The organism is Adhaeribacter sp., from assembly GCF_057359045.1.
On record NZ_JBMQUD010000123.1, the window covers coordinates 1 to 21,678 of the forward strand.

Sequence of the window (21,678 nt, forward strand, 5' to 3'; positions counted from 1 at the left end):
ACAAGAGGTTAAAGACTTTGGTAGGGAATTAGGAATAGTAGTGTTGGATGGTCATTTTCTGCACAAATTATCTTCTGCATCGGACGAAGGAATGAAAGAACGAATTTCTGACGAAGATTTTTATTCAAAAATTAGTGAATACTCCTTAAATAAATTGGATGGGGATTGGAAAGGTCGTATTAAACACTGTAAGAGCCTCTTGTCTTCTCCTCTTTCTTTCGACAGCTGTAACGAATGGATGATGCATGCGAAATTTTTTGCAGAGCAGTCTATTATTAAGGAAAACCATCGCGAATTAGCTTTACGCTGCCTTTATCTTGTCTGTTCATATATAGCAATTGCCATTGATTATTGTATGAAGGAAATTTCATTTCATGATACAGCAGAACGGAGTAAAATTATTAAAGAAGGTTTTACTTATGGAGCAAAGGGCAGTTTAGGAATTAAAAAAATATTAAATGTCGCAATGGGCCTAGTTGAACAGAATGCCAAAGATGGTGCTGTTATAGCCCGTCAAGTTAAGGCTAATGTTGAAAGCCAATTAGCAAGATTAAATTCGGCTATTCTCGGTGAATATTTTTCTAAAAATGACGTATCTAAAAGTCTTTTTATCGTAGCTAAAGAACTTGAACAATTAGCTATGAATAAGGATTTTAAACATCACGGTGGTGCAAGTGTAGAGTTACGCAGTATGTTATTTTGCCTTTTCGATTATTGGGGGTTCGACCGCATACTATTTGTAGAAAGTAATAGCCTAAGGTAAGCCAAACATTTACAAATGCTACGCATTTAACCTTAAGTAACCTCAAAAGCAGTTCACTATTGTCTATTGAGCGAGAAACTTGTTAAAAAACGATATTCAAGTTCCTTGCTCAATAGAAAAATTAAATCACAAACCTATTGTGAATTAATAATTCCATAAAGTTTATTTGATATTCCTTTCATTACTTTATGTTAAAGAAATAGGTAATAATTATTCCCCCTCCACAATGGCAATTTCCTCCTCCGTGAGCTCATAAAGTTGGTAAACCAGTTCATCTATTTGCTTTTCCAGTGCAGTAGTATCGGCTTGTAAGTTCACGTGTTTTGCAGCCAAAATTTGGTCAACCTTATTAATAAAAGGTAGTTGTTGTGCCTGAGAAATTGTTGGAACTGGAATTTCAGTCAGAATACTTGGCTTAATTTGAGCTAATACTCTGCCTTCTTCCAATGAAAATAATCTATATAAATAGGTGATAAACTTCGAATTAAGTAGCGCTACTAAAAATTTATTATTAACCGATTCATCACCACACAAAACATACAATCCATCAGTTGGATAAATTTGTTCTTCATCTATTGCAGTAATTATTCTATCTCCAGTAATTACTCCAATTATCTTACTGGCTTTAGTAAATATTTTTTCTTCTCTTACTCGATGTAATGAATAAAAAGGATGCTTACCTTCTTTGACCTCTTTACAAGTAATTTTCTTTTCGAATGGTTTTAAATATTCAATAATAAAGGGGATTTCTTCAGGCTTATCTTTTGCTGAAGTGTAGATTATTCTTTTCGATTTATTACCAGCTATATATTTTTTTACATCAACTCCACCAGTAACCGTTACTTTGATTTTTTCTTTTTCTAAATTATTAATATTCACTATCTCCTCATCTACAACAAAAGCATCTTTAAAATCTGGACTAACACCTCTTTGTATACCACTTTCATCTAAATAGTCTTCTAATTTTGCTTGGCTTAATCTTCTTAATAAATTATAGCCGCTTATGTTTTCGGTAGCAAATAAATAATAAGGTAAACTTTTAAATAAATCAGTTTCAACAATCTGAAAATTTATATCATTAATAGAATCTAAGTTTTTCTTTCTGTATTTTCCAGCTAATGTTTTATTGGTTTTACTAGAGCCGATTAAAAGGATAGCAGACGCTCTAGCAACATCTTGGAAAATATTGTCTCCTAAATTTATTACTTCTAGTAATTGCCCATCAGTTAAAATTTTATTTCTTAACGCCTTGTTATCAACCTGATATAAAATAACATCAGGAATAATCATGGAAATTAAACCTATTGATTTTTTTAAAGCGAATGATTTATTTATGAAAAACATAAAGGAATCAATCATTCGTATAATAATATCGAAGTTCTGATTTTTGATTATTTGCAGAGAACTATTATCCATTTCTGCACCCCAAGGCGGATTCCCAATCACCACATCAAAGCCGGCAAAATTACCGTCGTTGTCCAGCACTTCCGGGAACTCGAAGCGCCACTCGAAGGCATTGCGGTAAATGGCATTGCTTTTTATTTCTTCGATGCCGGCGCTGAGTACGGCAATATCGGCTTCCAGTTTTTGCTGCTGCTGCTTGCGGGCTTTTTTCTCTTTGGCGCTGGGCTCAAATATGCTGGTTTGGGTGGTAAGCACCTGCAGCTCGCCGCTTAGTTTTTGCAGGCGTTTTACTTTGGGGTCGTTGCGGTAAATCTCCGTCCGGAAATCGGCTTTAATGCCGTTAATAATGGTTTCGAGTTCGCGCTTGCGGTCTTTGTTGTGGCTGGTTTTGTACTCCTGCACAAAGCTGCGGTACTGGGCCACCGTGTATTTAGTACCCTTCAGGGCTTCTTTTAAATCGGTATCGAGGGCAAAGCGGCTGAGCAGCGAGTTGCCTTGCTTTATGTTAATATCGATGTTGGGCAGGGTTTGCAATTCGGGTTCGTTTGTCCTCCCCCAACCCCCTCCCAAGGGGGACTGTTCGGTATTAGTTTGGGCAAACTCCGGGCGCACATCGGGAGTGTCGGCGTAGCAAACGGGGCTTTTGTTAGACATCCCCCTGCCCCCTTCGAAGGGGGAGTTTTCGGCTTTTCCGGAGGTTACGGTTTTGGCTGCTTGGTTAGTGGGTTCCAGGATATAGTAGGCGTTTTTGAGGAGCTCAATCCAGAGGCGGAGGCGGCAAATTTTAACCGAGTTGGGGTTAATATCTACGCCAAACAAGCAGTTCTCGATAATGGTCTGCTTTTCGTGGAAGAGGGTTTGCTGCACGCGCTGGGTTTCGGGCGCCACGTAAAACGGTTTGCCGGGCGCGGCGGGGCTTACGGTGTATTCAAAAATATCCTGGGTGTCCTGGTTTGTAATAATCAGCTCGTCGTTTTCAATGCTTACTTCGTGGTTGGCCAGGCGCACGCCTTTGTGGTCGGCGAGCAGTTTGAGTTCGGCTTTTATGGCAATAATTTCGTTTAGCGCCGATACCAGGAAGTGGCCGGAGCCTACGGCCGGGTCGCAGAGGTGCAGGCTGTTGAGCAGGGCATTAAACTCCAGTATTTTGGCGGTGCTGCGGTGGTCGGCGAGGTAATTTTTAAGGTCATCCAGCGTTTCGGCCTGCCAGTTATAGGTGTCGTTAAACTTCTGCAGCACAGCCAGCCTTATGGCTTGGCGGCACATGTACATGGTAATAAAACCGGGCGTATAAATAGAGCCGTCTTTGTAGCCGTTTATTTTTTCGAATATTAAGCCCAGCACAGCGGCGTTAATTAGGGTTTTGCTTTCTTCCTGTATTTCTTCGCGGCCTTCGGAGGCAAAATCGTAGGCATCTAAAAAGCGGAGCAAATATTCCAGGGCGTTCAGGCTGGCGGCTACGGGTTTATTTTTGGCGTCGCGCAGCACGGTGTTGGGGTGCAAATCCAGTTCCACCATATCATCCAAGCTGTTTACCCGAATAATATCGTCTTCCAGGTCGGTGGGTTCAAACAAAGAACTGTTGAGGTAAGGCACGTGCCCGTACTTCTGCTGGATGGCGCCGGTGCGGCTGGCGGGTCGGCGGGCCAGCACCTGGAAAAACAGCTTGTTCAGCTCGTCGTACTGCGGAATGGTGGCGTAGTTCAGGAATTTATAGTGCGCACTGCCGCGGTGGTATTTAATGAGCTGGGCCTCCAGCAGTTTTAAAAACAAAATACGGTTTACCCAGGTAATGCACAACTCCAGGGCTACGGTAAACAGCCGCTCTTCTTCGGTGCTGCCGTATGCCGAGGGCGGGTTTAGCTTGCGCAGCCTATCTTCGGATTCAATGGTCAGGATGGCATTTTCTAAAAGCGAGCCGGCTTGCCGCCGCGCCGGGGCTTTGCGCTGAATCAGTTTTTTATTGCCTTCTTTTACTTCTTCCAGGCCAATGAGGTGCAGGAGTTCACTGTAAAAGCCTTTGTCCAGGGAGTTGCTGTCGTTGGAGAACGGCAACTTAAGCAAATGCACCGGGCTTAATATTTTGTAGAGGCCAATGAGTTGGTTATCGTCTTGCTGGTCTTTATTGCGCAACGCCTTTTCAAAATCCTTTATGTTGAAGTAGGTAAAGGGCAGTTCTTCGGGCAGGTTGTCCAGGAAAGGCCGGGCAATTTCTTTGTAAAAATGGTCGGTGTTGGGGCTTACTTTCTGGCCAGTTTTCCAGGCTTCGTAGTCTTTTTTGAGCTGGGTACTTTTGCCGAACAGCCGTTCAAAATCCTGGGCATCAAAAATAAACCACTCGTAAATATTGGTTATTACCAGTTGGCGCATATCGGTGTTGTGGCCGTCGAGGCGTTCGCGCAGATAATACAACATGAGTTCGTGCAGGGCCTTGGCATTCAGGTTGGTTTTACTCACCATGTCGCCTTTATTCGTCGGCCGTTTTACTTCTACCAACACGCCCGCCGGGGTTTTAGCTTCTTTGCCCGTATGAATAACTAAATCGGTTTTACCTTTGGTAGCTACTAAATAATCGGGGTGGTAAAAGGTATTTTTGAGAAAATCCATGAGCTGGATTTTCACGTTTTCTTCGCTTTCTTTTTCGTCGATGCCCTGGAGTAAATGAATTAAGTTGGCCTTAAACGCTTCCATGCTGGCGCGTTTGGGTTTGATTAATCGGTAAGCTTTGTTCAGACTTTGTTTAACTGTTTGCGGCTGGGCAGGTGTCATGCGGGATGCTAATATTCTAAAGCATTAATATAGAAAAAATAAATCATCTCTTGTTTGCACGAACTAAAAAATACCTAAAAGTAAGTATGTTTTTAGCGGTTTTTAGGGCTATTTGCCAGAGGGTTTACTTTTAGCTGCTACCCGCCAAACAAAAATCCCTTGCAACCAAAGCTACAAGGGATTTATACTTATTAAGAGAATCTTATTTACCAATCCTAAGACACCGCAAGGGCAACTAAAATTATTAAGGCTTTTTAGTGTTGTATACTTCCCGGAGTTGTTGGGTGAGGTATTTATGCGCCTGGGGTATTTCCTGGTCCGATTTATCGATAAAGGCTTCAATCACAATAGGGCCCTGGTAGTTGATGGCTTTTAAGGCCCGGAAATACGGCCGGTAATCGTCGCCGGTAACGCCCGGCAAAGAGCGCTTTTCTTTTTCGGCTATTTCTACGTGCGCAATAATTTTACCGGCATCCAGAATATGCTGCGGGGGCTCATTTTCTTTCATCATGTGGTAAATATCGGCATTGAGCCGGAAGCTGGGGTGGTTTACTTTTTTTACCACTTCGGCGGCTTCCCGGAGGGTATTGATAAAATTGGTTTCGGTGCTGTTGAGGCTCTCAAAGGCAATCATGATTTTATGCTTTTGGGCTACCTGGGCCATTTGGCGGCACAATAAAACAAATTCGTTTTTTGCTTTTTCGTTGTCGTACCCCTCGGGTAAGCGCCGGGAGCCGCCACTGCCCAGCACCAGTACCGGTACGCCCGCCTTTTTGGCCCGGCTGGCCACCTGGTCGAGGTGGGTTAATACTTTTTGCGGGTTTACCGCGGGGCCGGCAATTTTTATAGAGCCCGGAAAAAGCACATTACACAAATACAGTTTGGTTTTGGCTTGCTTTATTTTTTTGAGGTTAGCTGCAAATTGCGTTTCGGTTAAACTTGGCGACAGCATTTTCTCCATGGGTTCGCCGAGCAAAGTAAACCCGGCGGCAGCGATCAGGCTATCTTTTTCAATGGAATCCACAATACCCAGCACCGGCAGCTTTTGCGCCCGGGTAGTTAAGGCCCCGAAGAAACTGGTTAAAAAGAGCAACAAGTAAACAGGCAGGCGCATAAATATTTGGTTTAGTTGGGAATACCAAATATAAAGTATTTTTTTTTGCAATTGGTACGTGCACCCCATATTTAAGCCGCCTAAGTAAGTGGTACTGGGGAGCTGCTAAAAGCACTTTTTAACCAGAAAACAAAAAACCCTTGTAAACACGTTACAAGGGCTTTTCTTATTAGCTTAATTAACAGGGCTATTTTGCCGGGCAGTACGTTTAATCACCCACCACCGCCAAAAGCCGTTTCAGCTTTAATACTTGTTTAAACTACCGGAACATAAAGTTCGTACCGTTCCGGATCCATTTCTCGAAAAAAGAATTGTCGTTGTATTCGCCGGAAATTAGTTCGAAGTTTTCTTCGTTTTGGTTTGTGCGTGTTTCCATAAAACCGGGCAGTGCTTTTTGGTTATTGGGCACCCAATCCTGGCCTTTTTTAAGGGCTACACACAGATATTCTTTGGTAGTGGTATCTACTAAGTATTTTCGGTTCATCTTATTCGGTTTTTAATTTATTGAAACAAGGTTTAAATTTTTTACCAGAAGAGGCAAAATAAAAAAGCCTTGCTGGGGGCAAGGCTCCTTTAAGTACGCTATAAGTAAAAACTAAGCACGTTTAACGTTAACTGCGTTTAGTCCTTTTTTCCCTTCTTGCAGGTCAAAAGTTACTTCGTCGTTTTCTCTGATGTCGTCTTTCAGTCCTGATACGTGTACAAAGTAATCCTGATCTGAATTTGCATCTTTAATAAAACCAAATCCTTTGGTTTCGTTAAAGAATTTTACTGTTCCTTTATTCATTTTGATTTGTTAATGATACACCTACTACATTGTAACCGGCATATTCGTTCAATAATTTTTTACAATGTAAGCTAAAAAATTTACAATACCTTAAAAGTGAGGCTAAAAGATGCAAAAAATATAGATATAAAAATATCTGCTTACGCTAAATGTTGCTTTATAACTTGTATATCCTAAAGAATCTTAATCATTTATAAAGCTGGTTTTTATCATTTTTAAGCCTTCTGCCGTAAACTACTTTTACCTGGCAGCCATACCGTTCTATCAATTGCCGGCTGTTTAACCGTTAATGTATTTGGAATAAATAAAAAAGCAGCCTGCTGCATGTATCTATTCCGTTTTATTTCTCTTAAACTTCAGCCTTATGAAAACGATTTTAGTTCCTACCGATTTTTCTGTTCCGGCCGTTAATGCGCTTCGTTATGCCCTGGATGTGGCACAAAAAACAAAGTCTAATGTTTTGGTTTGCCACATTTACCAGGTAGCCCTGGGTTTTACCGGCGATCCGGAATGGGCCAGCCAGGAATTTAAACAGGAAGCGCAACAGGAAATGGATAATTTCCTGGCCAACGTAGAGGCCCCTACGGCGGTTGAACTAAATACTTTGTTGAGAGAAGGCAATATTGTGGGCGAACTTTGCCAGATAATCGGAGAACAGGACGTGGCCCTGGTGGTAATGGGTACTACGGGCGGCGACAATATGCTGAAAAAGTTTTTTGGCACAACCACCGAAACCATTATCCGGCAAAGCCGTTGCCCCGTGTTGGCTATTCCGGGCGGCGCTACCTTTGGCCCCATAAAAAATATTATTTATGCTTCTGATTTCGAAAATTTTGAAGAAGTACCCATGCGCCAGATTTTACAGGTAAAAGCCCTTTTTGGGGCTTCTTTATCGGTGCTGCATGTTAAAAGCGAAACCCAGCCGGATCTGGTTAGCGACGAGGAAATTAAGAATGATTTGTGCCGGTGTTATCCGGACGAGAAATTTGATTTTGTGCAGGTTGCCAGCCGGGATGTTGCCGCCGGCCTCGAAAAATATGTGCAGCAGCATCCGGCAACTTTACTCGCTTTTACCATTTTGCCCCGCACCTGGTGGGAAAGCCTGTTTCATAATAGTATAACCGGCCGCCTCATTCAAAACCTAAGCCTCCCGATGTTGTCTTTGCCCAAAGCCGGTAAACTCCTGAATTTAGGCGACAACCCAAACTTAGTTACAGCTGCACCTAAGCAAGCTGATTGTTAAAAAGGCTACCATTTCGCCTAAAATACTGTTTACAGATTAACCCGGCACCAATACCAGCCTTTAGCCTGATAGTTTTAAAGGCTGGTATTGGCCGCAGGCTAACCGGTTAGCTCTCCCAGGTCATGATTTGGCCGCGCTCTTCGTTTTTGAGGCACTCGGCCAGGGTTTTCTGGTCGTAAGCCAGGTTGTATTTTTTTAACACTTCGTCGGGCACGCCGTCCCAAGCGTTGGGGGTATTGCCTTTGTAGCCAATATCTTCAATACCAATTTTGCTCGAGAAAAAGCCGGCGGCCGTTAAGTTGCGCATCTGGTTAAAAAACGCCACGCCCTGGGTATTTTCGGGAGCTGCTTGCTCGGGGTAAGCAATTAATTCTACTAATTGTATTTGCTGATCTTTGCCCGCATCGGTAAACGCTTTGCCAAATAATTTATGCGCTTTTAAATCGAGCCAGCGCAAACCGCCCCGCATGGGTACCTGGTGTTCGGGCCGGTCTTTTACAATAAATTCAATAAACTCGGGTACACCGGCATCGGAAGCACTCCCGGAGCGGTTGTCTTTGGGTATAATAATATTGGCCAGTACGGTAATGGTGGCCATTTCGGCTTCGGTAAAAAATTTTTCGTCGTGGAGGCGGGCATCGCGCTCTTTTTCTTCGTCGGTCCGGCCGTAGGCATCCGACTTGGCGTCGCGTTTTACGGCCTGGGTGCTTTTTTCGTCGGTTTTGGTATCGCAGCCCACCAGCAACGTGCCGGTACTTAACGACCCGATAACCAAAGCTTTGAGGGATTCTCTTCTGTCCATGTTGTTTTATCTCTTATCCTAACCTACAATATTGCGTTTTTTAACCTGGTCTATCAGGTACTCCGATGAGCGCATGGCCAGGGCCATAATGGTCCAGGTCGGGTTTTTATCAGCCTGCGACACAAACGGCCCGCCGTCTACTACAAACAGGTTGTTTACTTCGTGCGCCTGGCAAAATTTATTTAGTACCGAGCGTTTGGGGTCGTTGCCCATGCGGGTGGTACCCACCTCGTGAATAATGCGGCCCGGATTCTCTAACCCGAAATTGGTGGCTGCTCCCGGCTTTTGCCCCAGGGCTACCCCGCCCATCGCCTCGATAATGCTCTCGAACGTATCGTGCATGTGCTTGGCTTGTTTTATTTCGTGCTCGCTCCAGGTGTAGTTAAAGCGCAGCACCGGTATGCCGTACTTATCTACCACGTTGGGATCAATTTCGCAGTAATTATCTTCGCGGGCAATACACTCGCCGCGGCCGGCAAACCCCACGTAGGCCCCGTAAAAACGGCGGTAATCGTCTTTGAGCGAAGCGCCGTAACCGCCAGCCGGTTTAATTTTTCCGTCGGGACCGGGATATTTGCCGTTCAGGCTTTCTATACCGCCGCCAAAACCGTAATTAGGCATACCCATACCGCCGCCATATTCTATGTGGTAGCCGCGGGCAAAATCCAGCTTTTTGTTTTCGAGCCACCAGGGCGTATACACGTGCATACCGGCTACACCGTCTTCGTTGTAACGGGGTCGGTCCATGAGTTGCGGAATAAACGCACTCCGGGAAGCACCGGTAGAATCGTGCAGGTATTTACCCACTACGCCACTGCTGTTGGCCAGCCCGTTGGGGTGCGCCGCCGATTTTGAGTTTAATAAAAGCCTCGCCGATTCGCAGGCGCTGGCAGCCAGCATAATTACTTTACCGTTTACCTGGTACTCCTGCAAATCAGTTCTATCGGTAAATAAAATACCGGTGGCTTTGCCGGCTTTATCGGTAAGTACCTCGCGGGCCATGGCGTTTACGTACAAGGTTACGTTGCCGGTATTACGGGCCGGTTTTACAAGGCAGGTTCCGGCCGAAAAGTCGGCGTGGACCGAACACCCGCGGCCGCACTGGGCACAGAAGAAACAAGAGCCGCGGTCTTTGTTAATGGGCCGGGTAAGCATAGACTTACGGGCCGGAATAACCGGAATGCCGATGCCCGTAGCCGCCTTTTTAATCATGAGCTCGTGCAAACGTGGTTTGGGCGGCGGCAGAAAATACCCGTCGGGATCGTTTACCAGGCCTTCGTTGGTGCCAAACACGCCCACCAGCTTATCAACGCGGTCGTAATACGGTTTTATATCGTCGTAAGAAATGGGCCAGTCGTCGCCGAGGCCATCCATGCTTTTGCGTTTAAAATCGTGCGGGCCAAAACGGAGCGAAATCCGGCCCCAATGGTTCGTGCGGCCACCCATCATCCGGGAACGAAACCAATCGAACTGAGTACCGTTTTTACGGGTATAGGGCTCGCCTTCTATTTCCCAGCCACCGTAAGCCGCATCAAAATCGCCGAAGGGCCGGGTGGTATTGGCGCCCCGCCGCGGCGACTGGTAAGGCCATTTTAACTGGGTTTGCTGTTCGGGATTGGCAGGGTCATAATCCGGGCCGGCTTCGAGCAACGCTACTTTTACGCCCGCTTCGGCCAATATTTTGGCCGCCATGCCGCCGCCGGCACCCGAACCTACAATTACGACATCGTAAACTTCGCCTTTCTTTTTAATCTGAAATGCCATACTAGTGGTTTAATTTATTTGAGTGCTTATTGCTGGTGGATAAATTGATTTATCTGAATAATATTACCGGCAATACCCGCCTGGTTATCAACAAAGTACCAACTTTCGGGTCCGTCAAAAAACATAACACCTAACCTGATGAAGGTTTTGGTGAGAGTAATTTTCCGGAGAATACCTTTTACCAGAGAGATTGCCCGTTTAAGTATACTATTTTTTTTCTGCTTTTCTATTTAAGGAACTTAAAAATCCGACAATACCTTAAAATGATAATATTTATAGAGCAAAAGTTATATTCTGATACTAGCCGGATAACGCAGCCGTTGTAATTTTGGTATAGCCCCCCCTGCGCAATTACTTATACTGGGTTATACACCCAGGCTCCAGCCCGTACGGTAAGTGCGTTTTACAAACTGGTTTACCTCATCAAAATTGGTTACTTTCATGTTCTGGTTGTCCCACAGCATTTTGAGGTTACTGCCGGGGTAATCAAAGCCATTGCCATTGGTTCGGGGTTTAGGCATATCGGCACCCCGTATGGCCAGGTTGGCCATTAAAATAGCTTCGGTTAAGGGGCCGGCCATTTCAAACGGCGAGCTCATTTCTTTTTTGCCGTAACCGGCAATGGCACCTTCTACCCACTGGGCGTAATGGCCGTCGGCACTGCCGGGCACCCGGGCATAGGTTTGTTTTACCTGTACTTCCTGCATGCGCGACAGCGGCAATAACCGCGGGTTAGCGGCGTATTCGCTGGCCATCATTTTGCCTTTGGTACCCACAAATAATATACCGCTGTTACCATCGCCAAATAATTCATTTGGCCCAAGTTCTTCGGGCCGCTCCGGTTTTATGCCGCCATCCATCCAGTGCAGGGTTAGGGGGCCTTTGGTTTTGCTCGTTTTTGGAAAGGTTAACGTGGCATGGCTGGACGGCGGCGGACTATCGGGGAAAGTGCCCCTTTTGCCCCAATCTACAAAAACACTACCCACACTGGCCTGCACATCGGTGGCGTATTTCAGATCCAATATTCTAAAAGGCGCCTCCATGAGGTGGCAACCCAAGTCGCCGAGGGCACCGGTACCGTAATCCCACCAGCCGCGCCAGCTTTTGGGCACTACTTTATCTACGTATTCTTTGTAAGGTGCGGTGCCCAGCCATAAATCCCAATTTAATTCTTTTGGCACCGGCGCTGTGGTACTGGGCCACGGCACGCCCTGTGGCCAGATGGGCCGGTTGGTCCAGAGGTAAACGGTTTCTACATCACCAATAATGCCGGCATTAAACCATTCGTGCAATTGCCGTACGCCGTCGCCAGAGGCGCCCTGGTTGCCCATTTGGGTTACTACTTTGTAGCGTTTAGCCGCTTCGGTTAATTTGCGGGCTTCGTAAATATCGTGTGCCATGGGCTTTTGCACATACACGTGCTTGCCCAACTGCATGGCCGCCATGGTTACCACTGCGTGCGTATGGTCGGGCGTAGATACCGATACTGCGTCAAACTTCTTTCCCTCTTTGTCGAACATTTCCCGCCAGTCTTTGTAATATTTGGCTTTCGGAAAATTCTGAACCGACATAGCGGCCTGCCGGTCGTCTACATCGCAGAGATAAGCAATATCGGCTTTGCCGCTTTTATAAAAGGCATCAATATCGGAGCGGCCTTTGCCGCCTACCCCCACGGCCGCAATTACCAGGCGGTCGCTGGGCGCTAAAAAACCTTTGCCGCCCAGTACATGGCGCGGTACAATCATAAAGCTGGCCGCCGTTACGGCCGCTGCTTTTATAAAATCGCGCCGATTCTGAACCGGCTTTCCCTGATTTGTAAAGTCTTTCTGCATATTAACTTTTTATTTCCTGGATATAAATAATAACAGCATTTAACAGAATTGCTGCTTTAATATTTTTCGGGTTGAGTTTATATAGCGCTTTCCCAACTGAATTAGCAACGGCCTTTGATAGTGTTATTATCATAACCGTCAGGCTATGGAATATTTTAGAATAATTCACGTCTGCTCGCGCCAGCTTTGAGCTGGTATTTACCGATGAAAGGAAGTTGAAAACTGGCAATTATTTTAGCTCCAAGTTACCGTTGCGCTTAAACATGAACCCGACAATGTACCAGCATTAGGTGATTTCTTCTATGAATATTCTTTCACCTGCCTTTGGGCATAACACCCGGTAAGGACTAAGGTAAAGCAATCTAAAAAACCAAGACAGGTTAGTTAAGACTAAGAATAAAAAACCTGGCACGATGGGTACCAGGTTTTTATAAAATATTGCCTAAAATTCAGGATAGCCGGGGTTCTGCGGATTCAGGTTAGGATTGTTGCGCCGCTCAGGGGTTGGTAACGGAAATAATAAATGCTTCTCTTCTAAAGGTTTGTTGGAGTTTTTATTTACGTGCCCCACAAAATTATCAAAGCCCCGGGTGGTTTCGTTAAATACTTTCCGTAGCCGCACCATATCGAACCAGGTAATTTGCTCGTAGGCCAGTTCGTGCCAGCGCTCCCGCCACACCGCTTCCCGGAAACTAACCTGGTTGTACGTTCCCAAATCCGGCGTATTTAATTTGGCCCGGTCGCGAACTTTTTTAAAGGCATTGTAAGCTTCCTGGGTAGGACCGCCTACTTCGTTTTGCGCTTCGGCATAAATCAGCAATACTTCGGCGTACCGGATAACCGGCACGTTCAGGTTGTTGTTACGCGTAGGCGTAATGTTGGGCGCACCGGCCGATGTTTGATTAAAATGCTTGAAAATATAAGGCGCACCTAAGGCAAATTCAGCTCCCGTACCATTGGTGTAATAAGTGGTATAAAAATAACCTTCCTGGTTTTTAGCCCGCAGATCATTTGGTTCATACGAGTTATAAAACGAAGTAGTAGGCACGGTACTGCCGGTACCGGACGGACCTGCATAGGTAACCGGTTTAAAGTTGGGGTACATGTTTTCCATGGGGTTACCGGCCACCAGGTTGTTATACTGTACCATAAAAAGGTGCTCCAAGCGGTTCTCGGTACTCTCACTATGAACCTCCTTATAAGTAGTAAACAGATTGATAGTACCGGGATTGGCATTAGCGTACGACACTACCTCAAAAGCTTTATCGGCGGCCAGTTTGTAATGCGATGCACCTTTTTGCAGCGGAGAACCCGCCATGGTTAAGTACACTTTAGCCAGTAACGCTTTGGTAGCCGCCAGCGAAACCCGGCCCGAGGCATCCATCCAGGGCAAGCCAGCTGCTTCCGCCTCAGTTAAATCTGCTACAATTAAGTTATATACTTCTTCTTTGGACGCGCGCGATGGATAAAAATCGGGCGAAGTAATACTTTGGGGCGCAGTAATTAAAGGAATATCGCCCCATAGCTGTACGGCCCGGAAGTATGCCCAGGCCCGCAAAAACTTGGCTTCACCCAAGATTTTCTTTTTCTGGGCTTCATCCATAGGGGTAATGGCCGGTACGCGGTCCAGCAATAAATTAGCCTGTGCAATAAGCCGGTACAAACCATTCCAGTAGTTGGCTATGTGGCCGGTGTTGCCATCATATATTAAGCCGTAGAGGTTGTTCAGGTCGGAGTTCTGGCCGGTTTCGGTGGTAGACGTGCCGGTAGGCGCTTCCAACATTTGCCAAGTCGACGAGAATATACCAGAACCCTCATAAACCAGACGGGTATCGGCATAAACGGCCGCTAAAGCAGCTTCGGCATGGTCCGGAATGGTATAAAAGTTATCTGGGGTAAGGTTAGATGGCGGTTCTTCGTCCAGGAAATCTTTACATCCGGCTGCTCCCAATAAGAGCACCCCACACAGAACCGCTTTGGTTAATTTTCTTAATTTATAAATCTTCATGATACGTTTCTTTTTAGATGAATAAACTTATTACAAGCCGATTTGCAGACCCAATAAAAAATTTCTGGGTTTAGGATAACCGTGCCAGTTCTGGCCTTGCGAGAACACGTTTTGGGCATCGGAATCGCGGATACCTACGGTTTCGGGGTCGCCAATCAGTTCATTATCTACAATTAAAAATAAGTTCTGGGCCGAAGTATAAATCCGCAGGCGGTTTAATTTCAATCTTTCGGTAACAGCGGCCGGGAAGGTATAGCCCAATAAAATATTCCGTCCCCGAATAAATGAACCATCTTTAACCCAATGGCTATCTACGTTGGTAATATAACCGGCCCGGGTATCGCGTATTTCGGCAATCATGGTATTCTGGTTTTGTGGGGTCCAGGCATTTAATACCGTTTTGTAGCTATTGGCCAGCGCTTGGCGGTCTTCACTGGAGTGCAGGGTCATATCCAGCACATCGTTGCCGTAAGAATATTGCAAATCTACCAGTAAGTCGAAATTCTTGTACCGGAAAGTATTGGTGAGTGCACCCCAAGCTTTAGGGCTACCGTTACCAATAATGCTGCGGTCGGCATCGGTAATAGCTTTATCGCCGTTTACATCCAGGTATTTAATATCGCCGGGCAAAAGGGTTTGGCCGGGGCGGTAGCTGGTAAAGGCAGCAGCTTCATCTCTTTCGGCTTCGCTCCAGATGCCCAGGCGGGTTAAGCCCCAGAAAGAACCTACCGGCTCACCAATCCGGATAATGTTAGTTTGGTTCGTAAAGTTAGGACCACCTACCCCAAAAATATCGGCCGGTGAAGCCAAAGCCAGCACTTTGTTACGGTTTAAGGAAACGTTAAAAGTGGAGTTCCACGAAAAATCGCCGCCTTGTATGTTCACGGTATTTAAAGATAACTCTACCCCTTTGTTCTCCATAGAGCCTACGTTTTTGCGGATAGTGGCGTAACCACTGGTACGCGGCACAGGTGCATCGAGCAACATATCGGTGGTTTTGCGATAGTAGTAGTCGGCTTCCAGGCTAATGCGGTTGTTAAATAAACCTACTTCTACTCCCACATCGGTTTGGGCTGTTTTTTCCCATCTTAGTTCCGGGTTAGCCAGGCGGCTTAAGCCGGTACCACCTACCCGTATGTCGCCTAAAACTGCGGCATAGGTAGAGCTTAACAGCGACAACGAAGAATAAGCCGGAATTTCGGAGTTACCGGTTAAACCATAGCTGCTGCGCAGTTTCAGGTTAGTTACTACGCTGTTGCCTTTCAGGAAACTTTCTTCGGAAACCCGCCAGGCCACGGCTGCCGAGGGGAAGAAGGCAAACTTGTGGTTTTCGCCAAACCGGGAAGACCCATCGGCCCGGCCAGTAAACGTAATTAAATATTTATCCATTAAGCCGTAGTTAATCCGGCCAAAGTAGGAGTTATAAGCGGTGCGCGAAGCCCCGGAGCCAACCGTAGGCGACGTGCTGCCGGCGCCTAAGTTATTATACAGGAAATAATCAGTGGCAAAGTTACGGACAGTGGCATCTACGTTAAACGTGTTTGTTTCCTGCCACGAAATACCCAATAAGCCGGTAAAAGAATGGTCTTCACCAAATTTCTTGTTATAGGTGATATAATTTTCCAGCGACCAGAAATTTTCCCGCCGGTTACGCGAAGCGGCATTGCCACGATCCCCGATGTTTAGGGTACGGGTAACGGCATCGTTGTTTTCCTGGGTCAGAATATTGGTACCCAATACGGTACGCATTTCCAGGCCTTCGGCAAAGGTAATATTTGAATACATGCTACCAATGGCGGTTTGGGTATTCAGGATAAACTTACGGCCATACAAGCGGTGCATAGAACTCATGGTACCTTCGGCATTCGGATAATCGCGGTTATTGGCAAAAGTGCCGTCGGGGTAGCGTACCGGTAAAAACGGAAAGTCTTCTACAATCTGCCGCGCTACCTGGTCACTAATATCTACCAGGTTTTCGGTTTGGTAATTGTAACTGAGTGTACCGCCTATTTTAAGCCATTTTTTGATTTGGTCGTCGATGGTAAACCGGCCGGAATACCGTTTCATGTAAGAGTTCACCAAATAACCCTGATCGTCGCGGTAACCCAACGAAAGCGAATAAGTAGTCCGGTCGTTGCCGCCGCTAAAGCCTAACTGGTGGTTTTGCGAAATTTTAGATTGGGTAGTCTCGTCGAGCCAGTTGGTATCGTGCAGCGGATTGCCGTTGGCATCAAATACGCCTTTCGCAATCAGGTTAGGATCTTTTCTGCGCAGCGCCGGATTTAACGAAACCCATTTGCCCGCCGCCCAGCCGGCCGGATCGTATTTTTCCATGTTGCGCCAGGCCAGATCTTCTACCGCCATATATTCTCGGGCATTCAGTACTTCGGGGCTGTTCGGGCCCTTGGTAGTGGTACCAAAATCTACGTTATAGGAAATCTGTCCTTCGCCGGACCGGCCTTTTTTGGTAGTTACCAATATTACCCCGTTGGCTCCGCGGGCGCCGTAAATAGCCGTAGAAGAGGCATCTTTCAGTACCTCTACCGATACAATATCGTTGGGATTAATAAAATCGATGGGGTTGCTGGATTGCGCCAGGTTACTCTGTGGCATCATTACGCCATCAATTACATACAAGGGGTTGTTAGAGGAGTTAATAGAGCTAAAACCCCGGATACGAATATTGGTACGGCCACCCGGCCGGCCAGAGTTGGTATTTACCTGTACGCCCGGCATTTTACCCGCTAAAGCCTGGTTCAACGACGGGGCGGCCCGCTCCCGGATTTGTTCTTCCTTTACCGAGGCCACAGCTCCCGTTAAATCTGATTTACGCTGGGTACCATAACCAATTACTACAACTTCTTCCAAGGCTTTAGCATCGGTTTCCAGAACCACGTTAAGGGTGCCCGGCTTAGAAAAAGTTTTTTCGGTAGTATTATAGCCAATAAATGAAAACACCAGGGTACCACTGGCTCCGGGCACACTTAACGTGTAATTCCCGTTAGCATCTGTAGCAGTACCATTAGATGTACCTTTTAATAATACCGTTACCCCTGGCAAACCTTCATTACCCGAGGTAGTAACCCGGCCAGTAATTTGATTTTGGGCATAAACCATACCCGCCAGACAAAGTAACATGGTTGTCAAGAATGCCCTTTTAAAAAGATGATTTTGATAAAACGTTTTACCAGTCTTACCTATTTGTAGAAAACTGTTCATAATTTTTAAGTTCGTTTGTAAAAATACAGGAGTAGTAGAGCCGGCAACTAATTATTAGCTGTCGGTTAATAGTCAACACCAGATTTACTGGAAGCCTGGCTAATATATTCCCCGTGGTTTTCCGGAAAGAAAAATTAAAGTACAAGCCTGTGCTGAGAATAAAAATACTATGTAAAAGAGAACCTAAATGGGAGGAGTTGTGTGCTGTTGTTTCATTTAATTAGTTTTAAGGTGTAATAATTATTTGTGGTATATATCGGTCGGTAAGCTACGTAAAGTAAGCTATGGCACTATAATCTTAATCGCGGGGCTAAAGATCCGGGTATCACTATCTAAACAGCGGCTGGCTTATGAATAAGTGTACACTTAACAAAGCCTTTTATTTGGTAAGCCGGTATCTTTAAACCCAAAACTTAACAGCAACATTTATGCAGGTAAGCTTTATTGCGAGGTAATTTATCCTTTTATTTTGGATTTTAAATGAATAACGAAATAATTTTTGTGTTAATGATTTTATTAAATATAAACTAAACTTCACAAAAGGTTCATCTAAACACTTACCCAGTTTACACAGAGCTACTTATACTAAGCCTGCATTATCGCCTCTAAAAATCCAGTTCTAAGTATATATAGTTATACAATTTATTAACCCATACTGCAATTAAGCCCTCCAGGTTACAACCTGAAAATATTAGGCTTATCAGTCAATAATTTTTTGGCTGCTTAATTTATCTTTTGTTTGGAACAGTGTACTTACACAAATATAGGTTAAGCTTTAACTTAAAGTTCTTCCCACAATAGAAGGCACTTATAGCGACCTAATTAGAAAAGATGCATAGATATGATTTCTAGCAGAATACAGGTTTATAACTCCTGCCATTGTATAGCTGCTTCAAATAGCCATTCCTGGCTAAATATTTACTTGCCAAAAACAGCGGACTAAAGTAACTAAGGCAGCAGAAGTAAAGAGCTGATAATAAAAATTCAGAAAAGCATATAAGTAATCAGGTCAATAGAAGCCCTAACAAATTATTTTACCGGTACCAACCGGATAGCCTGCCCACCACTTGGTTTTAAAGTTGCCTTAATCGTGTTCCTACTATTTACCACCTGCCAGGTGCCTTTTACGTGGGTGCGGGTTTTAACTTCTTCGCCACCATCTTCGTAAATTTCGGCGGTATATTTTTTCCCTTTCTCCAGAAAATTTAAAGGTATTCGCAGGGTGCGGGCCTCGTTGTTGGTAATGGTACCTACGTACCACTCGTCGTCCCGGCGGCGGGCTACGGTTATATATTGCCCTATTTCGCCTTGCAGTACTTTGGTTTCGTCCCAGGTGGTGGGCATGGTTTTCCAGAAAGCCAGTTCGGGTTCGCCCTGGTAGCGGTTGGGCGTATCGTACCAGTACAGCCATTGCAACGGACTAAAATATATTACGGGTAAAGCTAACTGGTGTACGGGCGTGGTTTTTAGTACCCGGCCTTTAAAGCCAAACTCTTCGCGCTGGAAATAACAAAAAGTATAATCGGCGGGGCCAGCCAGGAACCGGGTAAAAGGCAAAACGGTGTTGTGCGTGGCGTCCGGAAATTCCTCATTGCCCCGGATACCTTCCTGGGTCATAAGGTTGGGAAAAGTGCGGCTAAACCCGGTAGGCCGGTAATCGTCGTGAATATTGACCATTAGGTTATATTGGGCGCATTTTTTTACAGCATCGTGCAGCCAGGTCGTCCAGCGGTGCGAGCCGGTATGCACAAAGCCAAATTTAATGCCCGCTACGCCCCAGCTTTGGTATAAAGGCAAAATAGTATCGAGTTGCCGCTCCAGCGCCCGGTGGTTTACGTACAGAAACACCCCAATATTTTTGCTTTTGGCGTACCGAATAGCCTCTTGTAAATCGAGATCGTTTTTGGGGTTACGGCGTGGGTCTACGTTTACCTGGGTAGCATCCGAAGCAATCTCGTTTTCGTGGCCGTACCAGCCCGCATCAAAATGGATATAATCCAGGCCTTGCTGCACGGCAAAATCTACGAGCGCTTTGGCCCCGGCGGTAGAAAGCGTTGTTTCGCGGATTACTTTACCGGGCTTAATCCAGTTGGCATCTTTAAGTTGTGAGGGCAGGTTCAGGTTCAGAAACAGGGCATTGTGCTGGAGCAAATCAGTAGCTTTTTCAGCAACCATAATTACCCGCCAGGGTGTGGAGAACGGCGAGGTTTCAATTACGGTGCCCTCCAGTTCGCTTACCAACACATTAGGCGCCTGCAAGGCCAGCTTCATGCGGGTGTAGTTTACCATGGCGGCTTCGCCAATGCTGGCAAATAATTTATTCTGTAACACCAGCGTAAGCGGGCGCTCGGTAGCACCAATCCAGTTTTCCAAAGGTTGTAATTTGTATTCGGCCTGCGAATGCGCGGCGGTATAAGCCAAGGTGCCAGCCGGCAAAGAAAATTCTGTTTTTTCGGCGATGATATCTACGTTCTGCAAAGCGAGTTGCTCCGGCACCCGGTAACAAAAAGCCAATCCTTCGTTATAAGCCCGTATTACCAACTGCCAATACCGGTCTTTTTCGGAGGCACCCTTCAGGTCCAGCACCAGCTCACGGTAATGATCCCGGATTTTATTTTGCTCGCCGTAAACGGGTGTCCAGGTGGTATCGTGGATGGCCGTATGGGTTTTAAGCAGTTGTACACTTTGCATAAACCGGGGCATGCCTTTTAACTGCAACCTTAAGTCGGCATTGGTTATTACGGGTTTTCCGGCGTAGGTTAAAGAATAAAGTAACCCATTCTTATCGGTGGTTTGCGGCGCAGAAAAAGTAGCCGTTAGTTTACCGTCCGGCGATTTTACTTCGGCCAGCAAGGTATTATTTTGCCCAAGCACCTGCAATGGCAGCCACATAAAGCAAAACAAACTACCATATAACAGGCATAGCAACCGGCAATTAAAATAATTGAGGTGGCAAAGGCGAACAGGATGTTTCATATTAACAGCCAAAATAAAAAATAATGCGGTATTTGCCAGTAGATAACTATTAGTAGTTAGCTGTTAATAATTATTCATTAATTACTAGGAAAAAGTATAAACAAGTCTGGTTCAGACTTTAAACTAAATCACCGGTGGGTTACAGAAAAGGCAGGAACAGGGCAAATATGAGCAGGCCACACGAACAAAATATATACGCCATAATCAGGGCACCCCCCATGCGCCTTTCGTCGGAACTTTCGGTTTTAAACCCAGTTAATATTCTTTCGATTTGGATTTGGCGTACCCGGTACCACCCGTATACCCCTAACGGAACCGCAGCCGCCACAAAAATCGTAATGTACCGGTTTAAACCTTTGTCTTTCCAAAACTGCTCGGCCACCGCATAATCCAAACTCTGAATCAGCAGAAAATAAACAGATAAGCTATTAAGAATAAGCAGTACTACAATTGTAAAATAAGCTGCCCGCTGCGCCTGGTTAGAAATAGCGCCGGCTCTATTATTGGCTTCACGAATTCGATAATACAAGTAGTAAAAGAAATTAAGCATAAGTAGTGGCTTTTACTTAATTCCAGGCCAATAAGCAGCCCGTGGTTGCTTTTGTTTAACTCTATAAGCTGCCTTTAAGTTTAAATAATGATGCTGTTTAATATTTTGGATATGGCATGAATGGTTTCCTTGCTGCGTGTTTTCACCAGTAAGTAGGCGGGCAAAAATTAAATGATTGGCGGTGATAATACCACTAATGGCAGCGGTTCCTACTTTTCTCTAAAACACGAAACAAGTTCAATAAAAATGCCCACCCCAAAGCAGGTACTAAAGTTATGTGTTCTAAAAAATAATTTGGGCCGAACCTGCAACCGGGCCGATTAGGAGAGATTGAATAAAAAAGAAAAAGCCCGGCTTTCCGGGCTTTAGATTTTCATAGTTTACCTTGACTAAGGCTAAATGCTGTCTGAAATTAAGAGCGTAATCGGTATATTTTTATTAAATGTG

Annotated in this window: 13 protein-coding genes; 2 read left to right on the forward strand and 11 right to left on the reverse strand. The window is 45.3% G+C overall.

Annotated features, from left to right (window positions below):
• Positions 1-763: hypothetical protein (locus ACO1R6_RS18685; protein WP_486266585.1), on the forward strand; the 763-nt coding region annotated here is incomplete at its 5' end.
• A gap of 210 nt (positions 764-973) precedes the next feature.
• On the opposite strand, the gene ACO1R6_RS18690 is transcribed toward ACO1R6_RS18685, so the two are convergent.
• The 4 genes from ACO1R6_RS18690 to ACO1R6_RS18705 all read right to left on the reverse strand — a co-directional run bounded on the left by ACO1R6_RS18690 (position 974) and on the right by ACO1R6_RS18705 (position 6,837).
• On the reverse strand, positions 974-4,936 hold the full coding sequence (locus tag ACO1R6_RS18690; RefSeq protein WP_486266586.1) for a DUF7149 domain-containing protein: 3,963 nt from the start codon (positions 4,934-4,936) through the stop codon (positions 974-976).
• Positions 4,937-5,180: 244 nt separating this feature from the next.
• Positions 5,181-6,050, reverse strand: coding sequence for a sugar phosphate isomerase/epimerase family protein (locus ACO1R6_RS18695; protein WP_486266587.1), 870 nt, complete (start codon positions 6,048-6,050; stop codon positions 5,181-5,183).
• 259 nt (positions 6,051-6,309) lie between these two features.
• Complete coding sequence (locus tag ACO1R6_RS18700; protein ID WP_486266589.1) at positions 6,310-6,534, reverse strand: hypothetical protein; 225 nt, start codon at positions 6,532-6,534, stop codon at positions 6,310-6,312.
• 111 nt (positions 6,535-6,645) lie between these two features.
• Positions 6,646-6,837: a cold-shock protein gene (locus ACO1R6_RS18705; protein WP_486266590.1), complete on the reverse strand. Its 192-nt coding sequence runs from the start codon at positions 6,835-6,837 to the stop codon at positions 6,646-6,648.
• 364 nt (positions 6,838-7,201) lie between these two features.
• On the opposite strand from ACO1R6_RS18705, the gene ACO1R6_RS18710 reads away from it, so the two are divergent.
• The gene (locus ACO1R6_RS18710; protein WP_486266592.1) at positions 7,202-8,080 is read left to right on the forward strand and encodes a universal stress protein; all 879 of its coding nucleotides are present in this window, start codon (positions 7,202-7,204) and stop codon (positions 8,078-8,080) included.
• Positions 8,081-8,186: 106 nt separating this feature from the next.
• On the opposite strand, the gene ACO1R6_RS18715 is transcribed toward ACO1R6_RS18710, so the two are convergent.
• The 7 genes from ACO1R6_RS18715 to ACO1R6_RS18745 all read right to left on the reverse strand — a co-directional run bounded on the left by ACO1R6_RS18715 (position 8,187) and on the right by ACO1R6_RS18745 (position 21,231).
• Positions 8,187-8,882 carry a gluconate 2-dehydrogenase subunit 3 family protein gene (locus ACO1R6_RS18715; protein WP_486266593.1) on the reverse strand — a complete coding sequence of 232 codons (696 nt, stop codon included), beginning with the start codon at positions 8,880-8,882 and terminating at the stop codon, positions 8,187-8,189.
• Positions 8,883-8,900: 18 nt separating this feature from the next.
• Positions 8,901-10,646: a GMC family oxidoreductase gene (locus ACO1R6_RS18720; RefSeq protein WP_486266594.1), complete on the reverse strand. Its 1,746-nt coding sequence runs from the start codon at positions 10,644-10,646 to the stop codon at positions 8,901-8,903.
• Between the two features lie 365 nt (positions 10,647-11,011).
• Entirely contained in the window at positions 11,012-12,478 is a 1,467-nt protein-coding gene (locus ACO1R6_RS18725; protein ID WP_486266595.1) for a Gfo/Idh/MocA family protein, read from the reverse strand.
• A gap of 442 nt (positions 12,479-12,920) precedes the next feature.
• Complete coding sequence (locus ACO1R6_RS18730; RefSeq protein ID WP_486266596.1) at positions 12,921-14,486, reverse strand: RagB/SusD family nutrient uptake outer membrane protein; 1,566 nt, start codon at positions 14,484-14,486, stop codon at positions 12,921-12,923.
• A gap of 30 nt (positions 14,487-14,516) precedes the next feature.
• Positions 14,517-17,624, reverse strand: coding sequence for a SusC/RagA family TonB-linked outer membrane protein (locus ACO1R6_RS18735; protein WP_486266649.1), 3,108 nt, complete (start codon positions 17,622-17,624; stop codon positions 14,517-14,519).
• A 1,110-nt stretch (positions 17,625-18,734) separates the two neighbouring features.
• Positions 18,735-20,597, reverse strand: a complete 1,863-nt coding sequence (locus tag ACO1R6_RS18740; protein ID WP_486266597.1) for a glycoside hydrolase family 97 protein — start codon at positions 20,595-20,597, stop codon at positions 18,735-18,737.
• 223 nt (positions 20,598-20,820) lie between these two features.
• Complete coding sequence (locus ACO1R6_RS18745) at positions 20,821-21,231, reverse strand: hypothetical protein (RefSeq protein WP_486266599.1); 411 nt, start codon at positions 21,229-21,231, stop codon at positions 20,821-20,823.
• Positions 21,232-21,678 lie beyond the last annotated feature (447 nt).